At 44.4% G+C, this 14,610-nt stretch carries 12 protein-coding genes, 1 tRNA gene and 1 pseudogene; 9 read left to right on the forward strand and 5 right to left on the reverse strand.

Features of this window, described 5'->3' with window-relative positions; genetic code table 11:
• The 3 genes and pseudogenes from AND4_RS13070 to AND4_RS13080 form a co-directional block, all read left to right on the forward strand.
• Nucleotides 1-601, forward strand: a pseudogene (locus AND4_RS13070) (FAD-dependent oxidoreductase); the annotation flags it as partial.
• Nucleotides 602-766: 165 nt separating this feature from the next.
• Nucleotides 767-1,315, forward strand: coding sequence for an NAD(P)H nitroreductase (locus AND4_RS13075; RefSeq protein ID WP_009843451.1), 549 nt, complete (start codon nucleotides 767-769; stop codon nucleotides 1,313-1,315).
• 101 nt (nucleotides 1,316-1,416) lie between these two features.
• A complete protein-coding gene (locus AND4_RS13080) occupies nucleotides 1,417-3,393 on the forward strand; it encodes a DNA topoisomerase III (protein ID WP_009843452.1) in 1,977 nt (658 codons plus the stop codon).
• Between the two features lie 72 nt (nucleotides 3,394-3,465).
• Here AND4_RS13080 and AND4_RS13085 read toward each other — a convergent pair whose 3' ends face one another.
• Both AND4_RS13085 and AND4_RS13090 read right to left on the reverse strand, forming a co-directional pair.
• A complete protein-coding gene (locus AND4_RS13085) occupies nucleotides 3,466-3,672 on the reverse strand; it encodes a hypothetical protein (RefSeq protein ID WP_009843453.1) in 207 nt (68 codons plus the stop codon).
• A gap of 148 nt (nucleotides 3,673-3,820) precedes the next feature.
• Nucleotides 3,821-4,510, reverse strand: coding sequence for an SDR family oxidoreductase (locus AND4_RS13090; RefSeq protein WP_009843454.1), 690 nt, complete (start codon nucleotides 4,508-4,510; stop codon nucleotides 3,821-3,823).
• 239 nt (nucleotides 4,511-4,749) lie between these two features.
• Here AND4_RS13090 and AND4_RS13095 point away from each other — a divergent pair, with 239 nt between their 5' ends.
• From AND4_RS13095 to AND4_RS13105, 3 genes are all read left to right on the forward strand, one after another.
• Complete coding sequence (locus tag AND4_RS13095) at nucleotides 4,750-5,673, forward strand: histone deacetylase (RefSeq protein WP_009843455.1); 924 nt, start codon at nucleotides 4,750-4,752, stop codon at nucleotides 5,671-5,673.
• Between the two features lie 339 nt (nucleotides 5,674-6,012).
• Nucleotides 6,013-7,179 (forward strand): YjgN family protein, encoded by a 1,167-nt coding sequence (locus AND4_RS13100; RefSeq protein WP_009843456.1) that lies wholly within the window; start codon nucleotides 6,013-6,015, stop codon nucleotides 7,177-7,179.
• Complete coding sequence (locus tag AND4_RS13105) at nucleotides 7,179-8,174, forward strand: M48 family metallopeptidase (RefSeq protein WP_009843457.1); 996 nt, start codon at nucleotides 7,179-7,181, stop codon at nucleotides 8,172-8,174. The genes AND4_RS13100 and AND4_RS13105 overlap by 1 nt, the downstream gene beginning before the upstream one ends.
• Before the next feature lie 280 nt (nucleotides 8,175-8,454).
• On the opposite strand, the gene AND4_RS13110 is transcribed toward AND4_RS13105, so the two are convergent.
• From AND4_RS13110 to AND4_RS13120, 3 genes are all read right to left on the reverse strand, one after another.
• Nucleotides 8,455-8,545: transfer RNA gene (locus tag AND4_RS13110), tRNA-Ser, on the reverse strand.
• Nucleotides 8,546-8,684: 139 nt separating this feature from the next.
• Nucleotides 8,685-10,493 (reverse strand): DUF3413 domain-containing protein, encoded by a 1,809-nt coding sequence (locus tag AND4_RS13115; protein WP_009843458.1) that lies wholly within the window; start codon nucleotides 10,491-10,493, stop codon nucleotides 8,685-8,687.
• 21 nt (nucleotides 10,494-10,514) lie between these two features.
• Nucleotides 10,515-10,742, reverse strand: coding sequence for a YejL family protein (locus AND4_RS13120; RefSeq protein WP_009843459.1), 228 nt, complete (start codon nucleotides 10,740-10,742; stop codon nucleotides 10,515-10,517).
• Between the two features lie 85 nt (nucleotides 10,743-10,827).
• On the opposite strand from AND4_RS13120, the gene yejK reads away from it, so the two are divergent.
• The 3 genes from yejK (at nucleotide 10,828) to AND4_RS13135 (ending at nucleotide 14,553) form a co-directional block, all read left to right on the forward strand.
• Nucleotides 10,828-11,826: a nucleoid-associated protein YejK gene (gene yejK / locus AND4_RS13125; RefSeq protein ID WP_009843460.1), complete on the forward strand. Its 999-nt coding sequence runs from the start codon at nucleotides 10,828-10,830 to the stop codon at nucleotides 11,824-11,826.
• 159 nt (nucleotides 11,827-11,985) lie between these two features.
• Nucleotides 11,986-13,278 (forward strand): Hpt domain-containing protein, encoded by a 1,293-nt coding sequence (locus AND4_RS13130; protein ID WP_009843461.1) that lies wholly within the window; start codon nucleotides 11,986-11,988, stop codon nucleotides 13,276-13,278.
• A gap of 111 nt (nucleotides 13,279-13,389) precedes the next feature.
• Nucleotides 13,390-14,553 (forward strand): hypothetical protein, encoded by a 1,164-nt coding sequence (locus AND4_RS13135; RefSeq protein WP_043991663.1) that lies wholly within the window; start codon nucleotides 13,390-13,392, stop codon nucleotides 14,551-14,553.
• Nucleotides 14,554-14,610 lie beyond the last annotated feature (57 nt).

The raw sequence follows: 14,610 nt of genomic DNA on the forward strand, positions 1-14,610 counted from the left end.
GCAAAGTAAACATTGATGGCATTGATAACCTGAGAAAGTGATCGACTACCAAACGCTGATCCGTGACAAAACGCCTATCGGCGAGAAAGTTGCTATTGTCGGTGCTGGTGGTATCGGTGTTGATGTTGCCACCATGATCACGGAGCCTGTCGATCAAACCTTGGATGATTGGCTGCACGAGTGGGGGATTGACAAAGAAATGTCTCAACCAGGTGGTTTGTACCCTTATCCAGATGCAGTGAGCGAAAAAGAAGTGTGGGTACTTCAGCGTCGTAAAGGTCGTGTTGGTAAAGGGCCGGGTAAAACCACAGGTTGGATCCACAAGCGGACGCTAGAGAAACGCGGCGTGCACCTTTGTGGTGGTGTTTCTTACGATAAGATTGATCAAGCAGGCCTGCACATCCATGTGAACGGTAAAGAGCAATTGCTTGAAGCTGACAAAATCGTGATTTGTGCAGGGCAAGAGTCCGTTCGTCCCTTTGAAGATCAATGGCACCAATTGGGCGACAAGCTGCATATTATCGGTGGTGCTGATTACGCGGGTGAACTTGATGCGGTTCGCGCAATTCGCCAAGGCGTCGAGCTCGCAGTAAAACTCTAATGCAAAACCTAAACTTTGAATCCCATCGCTGTTAACTGAACTGCTGCGCCTCGTGCGCAGCGTTTTTGTTTTAAAGCCCCATAAAACAGAGTGTTAATTGCCAATGTGGGTTGTGCTACAGTGAGCGACGTAAAAGTAATAATTCAGTTTAATAAGGACTCACTTATGGAAGCTCTCGATCTTTTGCTTAATCGCCGTTCTATCGCTAAGTTATCTGAACCTGCACCAGAAGGTAAAGCGCTTGAAAACATCATCCGTGCTGGCCTTCGTGCTCCGGACCATGCGGGGTTGACACCTTGGCGTATTGTCATTTCACAAGGTGATGGGTTAAAAAAACTATCAGATATTCTTGTTAGAGCGGCCGAAGCAGAAAACAGTGAAGAAGCGGTGATCGAAAAAGTGAAAAACGCGCCTTTCCGAGCTCCAATGGTGATCACGGTTATTGCTAAAGTGACAGAGCATCAGAACGTCCCAGCGTTAGAGCAATACCTATCGGCAGGCTGTGCAGCACAAGCGATGCAAATGGCCGCAGTTGCGCAGGGGTTCCAGGGCTTCTGGCGTTCTGGTAAGTGGATGTTTCATCCAGAAGTGCACCAAGCTTTTGGCCTTCAAGGCGAAGATCAGATCGTCGGCTTCTTGTATCTGGGCACGCCGGGATGCACACCGATGAAGGCGCCAGAGCGGGATCTGTCAAAATTTGTCGAGTTCCTATAACACTGGCTGCCGATGGTTACTGTTTATCTGTACAGTTTTTCTTGATTTATAAGGGCTACATTAGATAATGTAGCTCAAATTATTATGATTCCCCAAACCTTATGTCTCGTCTCTTTATTGCTGAAAAACCAAGTTTAGGCCGTGCGATTGCGGCGGCATTGCCAAATCCTCAAAAGAAAGACCAAGGCTTTATTCGTTGTGGTAATGGCGATGTGGTGACTTGGTGTATTGGTCACTTGTTAGAGCAAGTCGAACCTGATGTATATGACGAACGCTATAAAAAATGGAACTTGGCGGACTTACCGATTGTTCCGCAGCAATGGCAATTAAGGCCGAGAAAAAGTGCCAGTAAACAACTTACCGTGATCCGTAAACTGCTCAAAGATGCTACGGAAGTGATTCACGCGGGAGACCCTGATCGAGAGGGGCAATTGCTGGTCGATGAAGTGCTGGATTACTGCAAGCTTTCTAAAACCAAAAAAGAAGCGACGCAGCGTCTACTTATCTCAGATTTGAACTTACCCGCAGTAAAGCGTGCTTTAAGCTCGATGCGCAGTAATCGCGATTTTATTCCTCTTTCTATCTCGGCTCTGGCGCGTTCTCGTGCTGATTGGCTTTACGGAATGAATATGTCGCGAGCCTACACCTTGTTGGGTCAAAAAGCGGGTTATCAAGGCGTTCTATCGGTAGGACGCGTTCAAACGCCTGTACTTGGTTTGGTGGCCCGTCGTGATGAAGAAATCGAAAACTTTATACCGAAGGACTATTTTACTCTACATGCTTTAATTCCTTATCAGGATCACAATGGCGCATTCGATATTCGTGCTCGTTGGAAACCAAGCGAAGCCTGTAAACCTTGGCAAGATGAAGAAGGGCGGGTACTGAGTAGAAAGTTGGTCGAGAACGTGGCGAATCGTATTGCCAATCAACCTGCAACGGTCACTGAATCAGAACAAAAGCAAACCAAACAATCGGCCCCGCTTCCGTATTCACTATCTGCACTACAAATTGATGCCGCGAAACGCTATGGCATGAGTGCTCAGCAAGTATTAGACACCTGTCAGGCGCTGTATGAGAAACATAAGCTCATCACTTACCCACGCTCGGATTGTCGCTACTTGCCAATGGAGCACTACTCGCAAGCGAGCTCAGTAACGTCTGCTATCGCTTATAACACTAAAGATCTACAAAGCGCGGTGCTAGGTGCAGATTTATCGATTAAGTCTAAGGCGTGGAATGACAAAAAAGTGGATGCTCACCATGCAATTATTCCAACACCGAAACAAGCAAATGTAAATGCGCTGTCTGGCCACGAGATGAAAGTCTACCAACTGATTGCACGCCAATATTTAATGCAGTTTTATCCAGCTGCGGTTTATGCTGAAGCTAAATTGGTGTTCGATATTGCTGGTGGTATGTTTGTCGCTAAAGGTCGTCAGCTCGTTTCCCCAGGTTGGAAAGCTTTAATAGGGAAAACGGACAAAGAGGACGATGGCATCGATGCTGTTCCGCCGCTCACAAAAGGCGCAGTATTGACCTGCCGAGAAGGCGAAATTAAAGATCGAAAGACTGAGCCGCCAAAACATTTTACTGAAGCGACGCTGCTTCAAGCCATGACAGGGATTGCTCGCTATGTCGCAGATAAAGAACTAAAGAAGATCCTGCGTGAGACTGATGGCTTGGGAACAGAAGCGACTCGAGCAGGTATTTTGGATACCTTGTTCAAGCGCCAGCTACTGACTCGTCAAGGGAAATCGATTTTGAGCTCGCCAGCAGGGCGTGGTTTGATACAGGCACTACCAACGGATGCAACTTATCCCGACATGACGGCAAATTGGGAGCACCAATTGCAGGGAATGGCAGAGCGAAATCAAGCTTATCAACCTTTTATGCAAGCCTTAGAGCAGCGTATTGATGGATTGATGGGAGAGGTAAAATCAGGTCCAATTCCTGACTCGTTACGTCATTTGCCTCAAGTCGAACGTCCGGCATTCAAACGTAAAAAACGCGGTTACACTAAATCTGGTGCCACAAAGACTCGCTCAAGTGCACGAAAGCCTTCTCAGTCATCAGGTTAAACAAAAGCGGCGCTTTAGTGCATTTTCTTTAAAAAAGAGCGCCGCTTTATGTTTCAGTTGGGTTATTCGCTGTTAGTCAAACAAGCCATCATTATTTTGGATCGCACCGCGCACGTCGTCTTGCGTCAAAACGCGCTTTCCTAGATCCTTTTTCACTTTCTGCCCTAAGTTGACAAGTGCGTCTCTATTTTCTTGAGTTTGACGTTTACCTGCGCTTCTCAGGCAGTAGTTGAGCTCATGTTCTTCACTGAAATTGACCAGATCTTTATCTGCAGCCATTACCGTTCTCCTTTGCGGTGAATATTCTCAATAAGTCTGGTCTGAAAGTGGCGAAAATCAAGTAAAGTCATGGGATTATGATAAGTAAAGCAGCCCATTCAGCCCAAACACTTGTCATTAATGTATATAAATCATTGATATATATAGACTACCAAGGCAATTGAGTGCCATCGTAATTAATAAATTGACCGGAGTTTTCTTGGCTACTTTGCTCAATGATTTTTGCTAATCCAGCGGCTGAGGTTTGAGCATCGATCAGAGCATTAGGCCCTCCCATTGCAGTACGGACCCAACCAGGGTGAAGCGCCAATACGATAAAGCCTTCGCTTGTTAGGTCATTGCTTAAGCTTTTCACAACAGAGTTAAGTGCCGCTTTGGAAGAGCGATAGATGTATCCACCGCCGGAGGTGTTTTCTGTCATGCTGCCAACTTTAGACGAGATACAGGCAATCTTCTTTGACTTCGCTTGATGTAGAAGTGGATAAAAGGCCTCGACTAGTTTTAGTGGCGCAATGGTGTTTATCTCTAAAACTTGTCGCCACTCCTCGATGTCGGTGTTACCGAAACCATTGCCTTTGGGGCCGTAGTAACCTGCATTATTGATCAGCAGGTCGATTGCAGGAAGTTGGTTTGCTAGTTGGGCGACTTGTTGGTAATTGGTTACGTCCAGTTCGTGTATCGTCAGTTTAGTGAAGGCCGATGCTAATGCTTGCAGTTCTTTGCTTTCTGCAAGGTTCCGGCTCGTCGCGTGCACTTGATCACCTTGCTGTAAATACAGCTCTGCTAAACTGAGGCCAATACCGCGATTTGCACCAGTAATAAAGACTGTTTGACTCATTTTCGCACCTATCTTTCTGATTCAGTGGGGGGGTATTAAAAGCTCAACCATTGTGTTAGTTCAAAGCAACAAAATCAACCAGCGCCATGTCTGCAAGTTACCATGTCTGCAAGCGAGACAATATTCGTTGGAGCAAGGGTCACAAGGTTACTTGGGTAGAGTCGATTTTAGTGATAGTAGAGAGAAATTAACGCTGGAAATTGATACTATTTCGCAACGATTTATAAAAAGAATCCCTCATGCTCCCTCTGATTTATCATCCAATATACTCACAACTTGATCTGCCAAAAGGTCATCGTTACCCGATTATGAAATACCACCATCTTTACCAAGCGGTAGAGCAGAAACGAGCGCTTGGATGTTGGGGTAGGCAAGTTGAATTTTTCCAACCAACCTCTTTGAGCGTGGATGAAGTAAAACGTGTTCACAGTGAAGAGTATGTTGATTTATTAGTCAGTGGTGCAATACCTGCGGCAAAAATGCGCAGGATTGGCTTTCCTTGGAGTGAAGCGCTGATCACGCGAACGCTGACCTCAACAGCGGGTACGGTGTTAACAGCAGAGAAGGCATTGGAGCATGGCATCGCTGTTCACCTGAGTGGGGGATATCACCATGCACACAAAGATTTTGGCAGCGGCTTCTGTCTTTTCAATGATCTTGCCATTGCAGCAAAGCGGATGCTTGGTCATGAGCTTATCGATAAAGTGATGATTATCGATAGCGATGTTCACCACGGGGACGGCACCGCAACCTTGTGTCAGGACGAATCAGATATCATCACTTTATCTTTTCATTGTGATAAGAACTTCCCGGCAAGAAAACCCGATTCCGACCTTGATGTTCCTCTCGGTCGTGGCACCAACGATGAAACCTTCCTAGAGGCATTTAAAGAGGTCGTTGAAATGGCGGTGAACATACACCGTCCCGACATGGTAATTTATGATGCAGGTGTCGATATTCATACCGACGATGAATTAGGCTATTTCAAGGTCTCGACCGAGGGGATATTTGAGCGAGATCGCTTCTTAATGCAGCTGATGAAAGACAAAGATATTCCCGTTGCAGCCGTCGTTGGTGGTGGGTACCGAAGTGAACATGCGGATTTGGTACCGATTCATATGCAGCTTATCGATGCAGCAGAAAGTGTTTATAAACGCCGTTAAATGCCCGTTGCTTGTTAAAGGCGAGGATTTGATGCCTCGCCTTTTTATTTGTAGGGGGACAAGTCGACGACCAGAGCCGATAAGCCATCGATTTTTAGTTATATTGCATCATTGTTAATTAAATTCACTTTATGCTGCGTTTTTATCACCATGTGTACCTTTATTTCACCTAAATGGCCATTTAAAGTGATTTTGTGCAGAGTTTTTACTTGTTTTTAGTGTGTATTTTGTAAATAAAAGGCATTCAGAGTGCTTATGAAAATCAAGTTTATCAATGTCTAAATAAGATAGGATAACGGGTTTAAATTTAGAAAATTAAATTATCTATTTAGGCTATATATGAACCATCAACAAATTTCCAACACGATTTCTTTTAAAGGCAAAGGAGGAGAATTTTTTGGCATCTGGATCGTCAATATTCTGCTTTCTGTTATTACACTAGGAATATATTCTGCATGGGCTAAAGTAAGAACCAAACGTTATTTCTATGGTAATACTTATATTGACGGTGATAACTTTGAGTATCATGCTGAGCCGATGCAAATTTTAAAAGGACGTTTAGTCGCGTTATCTATTGTCTTGGTATGGAGTGTCGCCAACTCATTTATTCCCCTGCTTTCACTGGTGATGCTCGTCCTATTCTATGCTGCTATTCCTTGGATTTTTTGGAGTAACGCAAGATTTGACTCAGCTATGACGAGCTACCGCAATGTTCATTTCTCTTTTAATTCATCATTGAAAGACGCGTATATCACCCTACTTGGTCGCGGTTTTGCTGCGTCACTAGCGATCATGGCTCTCGTTGGTCTGTGTATCGGCTTAGCAAGTTTTTCGCAAGCAGCAGCAGTGGTTTTAGGTTTGTGCTCGATGTTACTAATGGCTGCCCTCAATGGTTGGGTCGTTGTCGGCGTACAGCGATATTTTGTGAACGGCTACCGTTATGGTGATTGGCAGTTTAGTGGGGAACTAGAAACCAGTTTCTTTGTGAAAACCTATTTGAAAGCCAATGTTATTGGTTTTCTTACCGCTGTTGCGATTGTCATTGTATGCGTAATTGCACTGGTTGGCAGTTCAGGATTAATGCAGGCGTTAACCGGAGACGTTGCCTCATTGAATGAATCAAGCCCTTTTGTTGCATTTGCCTTACTTTACCTTTCTATGGCTGGTTTAATCGTTGGATTAATGGCATATACGGCAACCAGAACTCGGAACTACCTGTTCTCTAAAATGGAGCTAGAGCAAGGAGAAACGAGCTTTACTTTTCAGTCTAACTACACGGTTGACGGCTACATGTGGCTAATTGTGTCAAACTTCTTCTTACAAGTTGTGTCCTTTGGTATCGCTAGACCATGGGTTATGGTTCGTACATCCCGTTACGTTGCTGACAAGACCGTTGTCGTCGGCGATATGAGCCAGCTTAAAGCGGTCGATCAAGAGTCAAAAGTGAAATCTGCGATTTCTGATGAAGTTGCGCAAGCATTCGACCTGGGCATTGGGATCGGTTAATGCAATTTGAAGGAAATGCATTTCCACCCAAAAGCTCTGAGCGACATCACGCTACACTGGATGTCGCTCAGAGTAACGCGTTAAGTTTGATTGTTGCTGACACTATTTTCAGCTGTGAGCAGCAACATGCGAACATTTCTGCTCCGGTCGGGAACTTGCCAGTCAGAGTTAAACTTCCTAATGGCTGGGTCTTTGTTACTGAAAAAACGGAGGAAGTGTCCCAGTGGCTCGAGGCAAATAAAAGGTCAAGCCTTGTTGATAAAATAGAATCAAACTGGTTGGCTTGGATAGTGTCGACATTTGCATGTGTTGCCTTTGTACTCGGTGGTTATTACTACGCCCTACCTTGGGTGAGTGACAAGGTAGCCTACGCTATTCCTGATAGCGTCTCTGTTGTACTTGGCGACACGGTATTAGAAAGTTTGGACTATCGCTTGGAAGCAAGTGATTTAGATATCGCCGAACAAAATGCGATTCGGAGTAGGGTAGAGACGCATTTGATGCAATTGGGGGCTTTGCCTTACGACGTCGAGGTTGTTTTTCGCTCTTCTGATATAGGTGCGAATGCGTTTGCTTTACCCGGCGGGAAGGTGGTTCTGCTCGATGAATTAGTCACTCTTTCTAAAAATCAGCAGCAATTGGATAGTATAATTTTTCATGAACTTGGTCATATTCACCATAAACATATGCTAAAAAAATTGGTGTATTCGAGTCTAATTTCTGTTGGCGTCGCTCTTTTAACGGGTGAAAGCTCCGGCATCATCGATAATCTCGCCGGTGCAAGTGTGTTTGTATTATCTAGCAGCTACTCGAGAGAAGCAGAGATAGAAGCCGATGCATTTGCGAGAGAGGCCATGATTAAAATTTATGGCGGCACAAAGCCGATGGCTGAAATGCTGGAATTATTTCGTAGCCAAGATTATGAAGAGTTACCTGAGTGGTTGAGCACCCATCCAGACCTTGATAAAAGGATTGAAGCAGCAAAGGGAAGCTGACTTTTTTGTTTCAGCCTAAACTAATGAGAGCCCGCTAAATATTAGTGGGCTTTTTCTTGCGTATCGAAAAGCGCGAAGAAATTAGGCTTTTTTGATATAAGGCTTTGTTGCGCAACTCAGGGGAACTAAATTCAAAGCTCAACGAAAAGTCGTAATAGAATATTAAGAAAAACATCAAATTGATGCTCAACGTAACAAGAAAAAAAGCGGAAACCTAGAAATAAAATCAACCCAGAAACAAAAAAGCCGTTGATAGTCAACGGCTTTTTTGTATTGAATATGGCGGAGAGATAGGGATTTGAACCCTAGAACCGCTATTAACGGTTGCCGGTTTTCAAGACCGGTGCTTTCGACCACTCAGCCATCTCTCCTTTGTTGTTGCGAATGATATAAGGCTTTGAAAACCATGTAAACCCCAAAATGAATTGTTTGGATATTTACTGTACGATTTTGTGTCGTTCGCAGAGAAGGCAATCAAAATCGCCCTCGTGTTGGAGAGCGATTGTTCAATTAGTTGCTTTTAGTGTAAAAGCGCTGAAGCTCTGTTAACCCTTGCATTAGGACAGGTAGCTTAGGCGATGTTTCACGTAAGCGCTTGTAATCATTGTCATAAAGTTTGTAGTTACCAAACTTGTCGATAACGGTTGTTTGCGAGTCAGTGATCATTGCTATTTCACGAGTATCACCCGCTAAGATCCAACGACGGCGGCTTTCGTCAAACAGATTACGGCCACTGCTGTAATCATATGGGTTTGAAGAGACGCCCAACATGTCTTGTAGCAGTGTCACAGAAAAATCTAGGTGACTGGTGCTGTGGGTAAACACTTCAGGCAGCCTACCTGGCCAGTGAATGACCATGGGTACTTGCAGCTGGTAACGACTGTAGTTGCTGTTTGCGCCCCAGCTGTTGGTGTTGGTTTCGTTAAACTCACTGCCGTGATTTGAGGTTACGACCACAATAGTGTTTGTCAGTAAATCTTTTGCTTCCAAATCAGCGATGATCTCCGCAACTGTGTTATCTGCTGCCTTTACTGATTGCTCGTAAGCTTCTTTGAAACGTTCACTCGCAGGTATTTCTTTATTTTTAGGTACAGGCTTGGAGTCAAAGTTGTCAACGGTGGTGAGCTCGATGTAACTGAACCAAGGTTGTTTCGCTTGTTCAGTCAGCCATAAATTCCAAGCTGCGATAGATTGTTTGTCGGTGTGAGCTTGCGTGCCGTCGAGATCATTGGCCAGATTTAAGCCGCGGAAGATAACTTCCGAGTACAAATCGTCTTCAAAGCCATTGCCGCTGAATAGCCCAAAGTGATAATCCTGATCTTTCAATACATCCAATAGTACCGGAGCACTGCCTTGTGCTTTGATACTGGTTGCGTAGCTGCTTGGCAGACCGTAGAACAAACCAAACGAACCAAACGTATCGTTGCTCGAACTGTAATGGTTAGTAAAATTCTGATTATCTTCTGCAAACTTGTATAAGTTTGGCATTTCGTCTTGATTCAAAGCGCTTGCCCGTAGGTTATTCACGCTAATCATCAGTACGTTTAACTTGCTACCGCGACGGTTGAACTCCAGTGTCTCAAGCGGGTAGTTGACTAAATCGACATCACCTCGGTTTTCTGCTAGGCGCTTAAGGTACTCTTCACGGTCAAGAAGGCCATGCTTTTCCATAAAGCTTTTCGCTGTCATTGGGTAAGACAGCGGGAAGTTGGAGCGTTGGCTAGTGATCGGGTTATAGAAATAAGCATCAGCCCAGATGTAAACCAAATGGCTGGTCATAAAGCTCAAGAAGAACACGGCCGCTAATGGTCGACCTACGTGCTTGTGGGATAGTTTGCGTTGTTTACGCCAGACCCATTCAGAAAGAGCAAGTTGAACGAGAAAGATAAGTGGCATCACCACGAAAAGGTGCTGAAGGTCAGAGCTGATTGCGTTCTTATCTTCGCTAAACAACAGCTCCCAAACGACAGGGTTCAGGTGCAAGTTGATGGATTGATATGCTTGGGTATCGACCAGAAGAAGGGTTTGACCAACTGTTGCAAATACCACTGCCACCAATCGAAATAGTTTCCGAGATGGCAGGATAAATGTCAGTGGAAATAGAACCAATAAGTACAGGGCGAAAACAAGAAAGCCAAAATGACCAATCCACGATGCAGCCAAATAGAATTGTCCCATTAGGGTATCTGGCCAAGGGGATTGAACGATATAGCGTGTACCTATCAACAACGAAGCAACGATGTTGAAGAATGCAAACCAGTGACCCCAACCTACCAGTCGAGATACGCGTTCGCCGTATGAGTTTCCGCTGTCTACCATGTACTGTTCTATTATCCGTTATTAGTGTGTGTTTGGTACTTCAAGAGAAGAGACCAGCGCCTGAGCAAATTTTTCAGCAATAACTTTGCGTTGTGAAGCAGCAACTTGTTGATTTAAGACATTGGTTGCGATATTTCCCGCAATCATTAGCGTCAATTCAGGAGAGGCTGCGTGTTTCTCAAGAACAGCACCTACTTCAGCGAGAATTTTCTCAACTTGTTCGTCAGTATATTTTGATGTAATCGGCATAAAGACTCTAATAATGATAGTAAAAACGACTTATGATAACCTACAATGCACAACAACTTAAACCTTGTCGCAAGATAAAATCACTATGAGCCTTCATCTTTCAAACGTTATTCTGCATCAATTGTGCAAAAACGATCAGGACGAACTGATTGTTAAACTTCGTCCGGCGTCATTAGAAAACGACACCTCTACTGAAAACCTCGTCGCAGAACTGCATCGTGTGTTCCATTCTAAAGCAGGTAAAGGTTTCGGCTCTTTCCAATCAGACAGCGAATTTCAATTTTGGCTACAAGAAATGCGCAAAGGGGAAAAAGACTTCTATGATTTCTCACAAATGAGTGCAAATCGTCTGAAAGAAGAACTGATCAAATACCCATTTGCTGACGAGGGTATTTTAGTATTTGCCGAGTACCAGAGTTTAGCAACGGATTATCTGTTTATTGGTATCTTACCAATGAATCAAAGCCTCAAAGTCACAGAGGGCTTAGATATCGATGCGACGGATTATCTTGATATTACTAAGATGGACATTGCAGCACGTATTGACCTTTCAAGTTACGATACTGACCGCGAGTCAAATCGTTATCTTTCTTACATTAAAGGTCGTGTTGGCAGAAAAGTCGCGGACTTTTTCTTAGACTTCCTGCAGGCGGATGTTGGTTTAGACACTAAGCAGCAAAACCAAGTGCTGATGCAGGCGGTGGAAGACTTTTGTGCCGACTCTAAGTTAGAGAAACAAGAAAAGAACGAGTACAAGAAACAGGTATACAACTATTGTAACGAGCAAATTAAATCCGGCGATGAAGTGCAAATTTCTGAATTGTCTGGTGAATTGCCACCGAGCCAAGATGGAACAAGCTTTATGGACTTTACCAAAGAGCAGGGCTACGATTTAGAGGAGTCTTTTCCTGGTGACCGTTCAACAGTACGCAAGCTTACAAAGTACGTTGGCGCAGGTGGTGGTTTGAATATTAGCTTTGATAGCCTGTTGCTTGGTGAACGTGTTTTTTACGATCCCGAGACTGACACTCTGACGATAAAAGGCACGCCTCCAAACCTAAAAGATCAGTTAAGTCGTAACTAATCCCAAAAAGAGCGCGATGCGCTCTTTTTTCTGTGAAGTGCACACGTATGGCGCATGACTCATGGTATATGCTTGATATTAATAAGAGAATAGTTGAAGGGGCAAGCGTTGCTGAAATTCAAAGAGGGAGTAAGGCGATGGGCTTGGATTTTATTCACCATGTGGTGCGTCCTAGCTCTTGGTATTTGGATGCAAGCGCAACAAACGGCTTACACAATCTCGACGGTTGATAAACTCAACAGTAAAATTGATGAAGTCCGTCACATCTTCAATTTTGAACTTCCTTACCGTGCTCAACATGTTGAGGAAGCGTCTCTCAAAATTCAACTTGTGTATGCCATACGTTTACAGTTAGAGAGTGAACACGCTCATCGAAGGGGGGCGCCGGACTTGACGCAACTCTTCTATTTAACCGATCGGTTTCTTGAAAGTGCGAGAACCTTCATTGTCAGTGATAGCGAGATGATTGCGTTATCTGGTCAGCTGCACGACAGCCGTGAGTCAGGCAGTAACTCGCTCGAGCTCCGAACTATGTACTACCGGCTGGGCGCAATGGTGCTGGAGGCTTTGTTTAGCGACTCAGCAACCAGTACAGAGACCTATCAAGAGTTAGATTTGTTGTTCACGGCATCCCAAAATCTTGATGAAAAAGAACAAGCTTTATTTCAACGTCGTCTGGACCAGGCCTCCAGCTTGCTCGCCGCTCATGCGCAGGGCAGCCATCTTTCTGATCAACTGCTTAACCCTGAACTCCCAACCCAATTAACATCGATTATTGATTCCCTTGAACGTAAGTTAACGTTTTATATAACCTTCCTTATACTAGTGAGTGGTTCGTTACTTGCGGTTTTTTCGTGGGTTGCCTTTGTCAGAAAGGGGCTAGCTTCAGAATCAACGCCCGTTGTGATGGAGAAGAAACTTTCGATTTCATGTCAGCGTGAACCCGTTTCAAAAGAGGTGCAACCTACTGCTAGCGGTGAAAGTGAGCGAGACACTAATGCCGGTTCTCTTGGCTCGAAAGTGCGGGACGATACAGGGCGATCAGTGGACAACGCGATTGAAGAGGGCGATGGCCATAAATTCGATGAACCTTATATTGATATCGAGAAGATGCTGGACTCTTTGTCTGGCGACGAAGAGTCGGTTCGCATGCTTCTAGAAGTGTTTATTCAAGACCACACTGAAGATGGCAAAAAGCTTCGAGTATTGATGAATGAGGGGAAAGACAAAGAACAGGCACGACGAATTGTTCATAGCTTGAAGGGGGTCTCCGGTAGCATTGGAGCTATGCCGCTACACTATATTTCTGGGTATATCGAATCTTTGATAAAACAGGAAGAGCAGGTTATTGATAATAAGTTTGATTTGCTAGAAGAGGTATTGCAGGAAACGATACTATTCGCAGAAAAAGCTCTCCATAGTGAAAATGTGCGAAAAGTATCAATAGATTGATATTCTCCTGACTTAAAATACTAGGGATTGAGGTATCACATTGCGCTCGCGGGCCGGATGTTGTGGCTCGTTAATGTTCCTGTTCTAAATATTTTGACCATAGGTAATTTCATGTCCATTCGCCGACTGTCCTCATTGCTGGCAGCTTGTTTAGTTTTAAGTCTCTCAGGGTGCTCCCTGTTGGAAGTGAAAATCGACAGCCAAACAGTACCCCTTACCAAGCAAGAGCTGAACATGCGTATTATGACGCGTGAATATGCTCAGCAATTTTTTGCTCAAGTTGAGCAAGCGGCCGATATGCTGCATGACAATTACGAGCCAAGTGACAAAGTAAATCAATCTTATGTCTTACTTTGGAAGATCAATGCAGAAGAAGGGCTTCAAGCTGCGGCTTACCAAGCATCCCCTATGGCTGCTTTGATAGATACGTGGGTATTCACCCACCAAATCAACCAGTTTTACAGCGAAGGAGCAGGTAAAGGTTTATTTGCGACAAGTGAAGCTAAACAAGTTTCGATACATTTGGCGCATGAGGTCGACCATCTTGCCAAGTCTCTATTGAAAAAAGAGGTCTACGAAAACACGAAAGTATTTGTCGCTGATTTTGTCAATAACAACCCGTTGGCGGATTTAAGCATGATACGTACGCCTGCTTATCGTGCTTGGCTAGAATCGAATCAAATCAGTGAAGAAGAAGCGGTGACAACATTGGGTACGATGCCAGAGGCCATCGGTGATGTGTCTGACCGTTTGAGCTTAGTGTCTAAACAAACGCCAAAGATCATGACGTGGAAAGCGCAGTTATTGGCACTGAACAGCTCAGCAAGTATTGAACAAGTCAATGCAGCGCTAAACAGCTTAAAGGTGACTTCTGAGTCATTGAAAGACTTTATTGACAACAACCCTGAGTACATGCGCAACCTTGCTGAGGAGATGGCTGTTCAACTTCAACCTTTGGTGGAAGACATAGACCAGAAGACAGAGGAACGTTTGTCTCAGTTGAGCGATGAGCGTCAGGCGCTAGAGCAAATGGTGGCGAGAGAGCGTCAAGAAATCGCACAAATTATTTCCAGTGAGCGTGAGAAATTTGCTCAAGATCTGGATCAGGTTTCGCAGGAAGTTGTGAGCCTAGCGATGGAAAAGTTGATTGAGCTAATAAAGAGTACCATCATCTACTTTATTCTATTCATCCTAGTAATATTCTTTGCTCCTCTTGCGCTTGGTTATGCTCTGGGTAAACGCTCGACGGGCAAAACCAATACCAAATCGGCGTAATCGCTCAGAAGAAAAACCTAGATTAACAAGAAATAAAAAAGGACCGATTTATCGGTC

The sequence above is a fragment of the Vibrio sp. AND4 genome, assembly GCF_000171815.1.
Lineage (GTDB): Bacteria > Pseudomonadota > Gammaproteobacteria > Enterobacterales > Vibrionaceae > Vibrio.